Below are 3,242 nucleotides of genomic sequence, written 5' to 3' on the forward strand. Positions count from 1 at the left end.
GGCTGGATTTTATCAAAGTTGCTTTGCGCTGTGCCTGGCAGCAATAGTGGTATTTGCAAATCTGCATCTGTTGCAACCGCTGTTGCCACAACTTAGCCGAGATTTTCAAATAAGCCCGCTGCAGGCCAACCTCAGTTATATCATTACCACGCTGGGGCTGGGTATATCATTACTGGTTTATGCCTCTTTATCGGATGCCTGGGGTCGCAAGTCGCTGTTATTAATCACATTGTCTGGCATGACAATTAGCACGCTGGCGCTGACTCAGGTAGACAGCTTCAATGGATTAGTGTTCTGGCGGGCTGTGCAGGGCCTTTGTCTGGGAGGACTGCCAGCTATTGCTATTGCCTGGATGGGCGAAGAATATACCACACCGGCGCTGGTGAGCGCAGTGGGCTACTATATCAGCGCGAGCTCGTTAGGCGGTATTGGCGGTCGCTTACTGGCGGGCGGGCTTGCTGATTGGGGCCACTGGCAATGGGTATTCTGGCCGATGGCGCTGTTAAGTGCGGTCAGTTGCTATGGTATCTGGCGCTTTCTGCCGCAATCCAGCGGGTTTACGCGTCAGCCATTCCGGCTTTTACAAGCGCTTAAAAATCATGGATTTCACCTGCGCCAGCCATTGTTACTGCTGACTTATCTGATTGGCGGTCTGAATTTTCTGGTGTTTTTAAACCAGTATACCTTTGTCAGTTTTATGCTGGCGGCACCCCCTTATTTACTGAGCAGCAGCATGCTGGGCCTGTTATTTATAACTTATTTCAGTGGTACTGTCGGCTCGGCGTTTTCTGCCAGAATTGCAAAGCGTATCTCCGCACCACTGGCAATGGCGCTGGGTACCGTGCTGCTGATGCTGGGTACTTTGGTGACCCTGCATAGCGCGGTTTGGCTCATTGTCGGCGGTTTTTTTATCAGTGCTTTTGGTTTTTTCCTGTGTCATTCGCTCGCCAGTAGCTGGGTTAACCAACATGCCAGGCGGGCCAAGGCCAGTGCCAGTGCACTTTATCTGGTGTTCTACTATGTTGGCGCCAGTATAGGTGGCTTTTACCTGCAGCCGTTCTGGCAGTGGCTTGGCTGGTCAGGCGTGGTCCTGGCCTCCTGGCTGATGTACGGCATAACCCTGCTACTGACGGTATTGTTATGGCTGCGCAGCCGCTAAATATTTTATTGGCTGTTTTAAACCTTTCTGTTACTTCATTCGACTAACCTGTCATTACTTTCTTAAACCGGCCAGCAAAAGGGCATTTATGGCAACGGAGATTGCAGCGGCAATCAGCGCAGCACAGCAAGGAGATAAGCAGGCTTTTTACCTGATATACCAGCAGTTTATTGGTCGGGTATATGCGATTTGCTGGCGGCTGTTAGCCAATAAACAGCAGGCCGAAGATGCCAGTCAGGATGTATTTATTAAGGTATGGCAACAGTTACCGGTGTTTCGTGGCGACAGCAGCTTTGCAACCTGGCTGCATAGTGTTGCTACCCGCACTGCAATAGATCACTTTCGCCAGCAGAAAAACCTGCGCCTGACGGATGGCAGTGATGAACTTGAACTGCTGCAGCCAACCACTCACTGCAGCAGCGACGCGGCAATGCTGGAGCAGGCAATTATGCGCTTACCTTCTCAGGCAAGAGCGGTATTTGTGTTGTTCGCGCTGGAGGGGTATCAGCATCAGGAAATTGCTGGTTTGCTGGGGATTGCTGAGGGAAGTTCTAAAGCACAGTATTTCAGAGCCCGACAATTGTTACAGGAGTGGCTAGCGGATGAATGAGCAACAATTTGAGAAAAGGCTGCAGCAACTGGAAAAAGAGCTGCAACCCCGGCGCGATTTGTGGCCGGATATTGCCAATCAGCTTGAGCAAACCCCTCAGCAAAGCAGGCTGCCGGCAGCAGAAAAACCAGCAGAGACATTCTGGCTGATGAAGCTGGCCAGTGCTGCCGCGCTGCTGCTGGTGGTACTGATTGGCTGGCAAATAACGGTTTTGCCACCATCAGAGCAGCCTGTTGCCACGCCATTGACTGCAGAATTACTGTTGTTGCAAGTCTATGAGCAGCAAAAAGCACAGCAACTTGCCCGGGTCGTCGCCGTTGCTGAAGGTTATGATAACTGGCAGCAGCAACTTGTTATCTGGGATCAGGCCATCGCTCAGGTGCGCCTGGCCCTGCAATTTTATCCGGATGAACCGCAGCTGTTAGCGCAGCTGCAAACGTTATATCAGCAACAGCTTAGCTTTATTCGCCGGGCAACGTTGCATCAACCTTTACTAATCAGTTAGGAGAATATTATGCAAAACATCACAATAAACTGGCTTGGCAGCCTGCTAATGACCGCGTTGCTGACCACCAGCCAATTGGCACTTGCTGACTCGCGTCAGGTGGTTAATGAAAGTCGCAGTGTCAGTGCTAACGAAAAAATCTATATTGAAGTTATGAGCGGTGAGATTACGATTAAAGCAGTATCAGATAATACGTTCAGGGTTAGTGGTAAGCTCGATGAAAAAGCGACGGGCTATGAGTTTGATGGCAAAGATGGTTTCAGCCGGTTTGAAATGACAATGCCGCGCCGGGTAAATTATGATGGCAAACAAAAAGTTAATGCGGCACAGCTGCAAATCGACGTACCGGTTGGCAGTCATATCGAGTTCAAGGGCGTCAACAGCAATGTCAGTGTCAGCGGTGTTTATGGCAGTAGTGACATTAACACGGTAAATGGCCAGATCAGCGCCAGTGATTTGCGTAACAGTATTTCACTCAGCACTGTCAATGGCGACATAAAGGTAAACGGCGCCAGCGGCAAGGTTGAGCTGAACTCGGTTAACGGCGAAATTAACGATGCAGACTCCATTGGCCGGCTAAGCTATGAAGTGGTTAATGGCAAAATCAACGCCAAAAGTCAGGCAGAAGAGGTGAGCATCAGTACGGTAAATGGCCAGGCTAAACTCGAGCTTACCGGTACTAAAGTGCTGAAACTCAGTACGGTTAACGGTAATATAGACGCCACCCTGGCTGGTGCAACCAGCCCGCAAATCAATGGCAGTAGTGTCAGCGGTGATATTGAATTAAAACTGGCCAGCAACAGTGACATCCGGGTTGATTTACACGCCTCGGCCGGTGGCAAACTTGACAACAAACTTAGCAGTGACCAAGCCGTTAAAGCCAAATATGGCCCCGCCCGCAGCCTGCAGTTTACTCTGGGCAGTGGTGAAGGCAGTGTTGAGCTCAGTACAGTAAGCGGTGATATTAA

General features: G+C 50.3%; 4 protein-coding genes. All 4 read left to right on the plus strand.

Going from position 1 to position 3,242, the window contains the following annotated elements; genetic code table 11:
• Positions 1-1,159: MFS transporter (locus R3177_RS14070; protein WP_318971640.1), on the plus strand; the 1,159-nt coding region annotated here is incomplete at its 5' end.
• A gap of 88 nt (positions 1,160-1,247) precedes the next feature.
• Positions 1,248-1,769, plus strand: coding sequence for an RNA polymerase sigma factor (locus tag R3177_RS14075; protein WP_318971641.1), 522 nt, complete (start codon positions 1,248-1,250; stop codon positions 1,767-1,769).
• Positions 1,762-2,274, plus strand: coding sequence for a hypothetical protein (locus tag R3177_RS14080; RefSeq protein ID WP_318971642.1), 513 nt, complete (start codon positions 1,762-1,764; stop codon positions 2,272-2,274). The genes R3177_RS14075 and R3177_RS14080 overlap by 8 nt, the downstream gene beginning before the upstream one ends.
• Positions 2,275-2,283: 9 nt before the next feature.
• The coding region (locus R3177_RS14085) for a DUF4097 family beta strand repeat-containing protein (protein ID WP_318971643.1) at positions 2,284-3,242 on the plus strand (959 nt) is incomplete at its 3' end.

The organism is Arsukibacterium sp. (assembly GCF_033722355.1).
Taxonomy (GTDB): domain Bacteria; phylum Pseudomonadota; class Gammaproteobacteria; order Enterobacterales; family Alteromonadaceae; genus Alishewanella.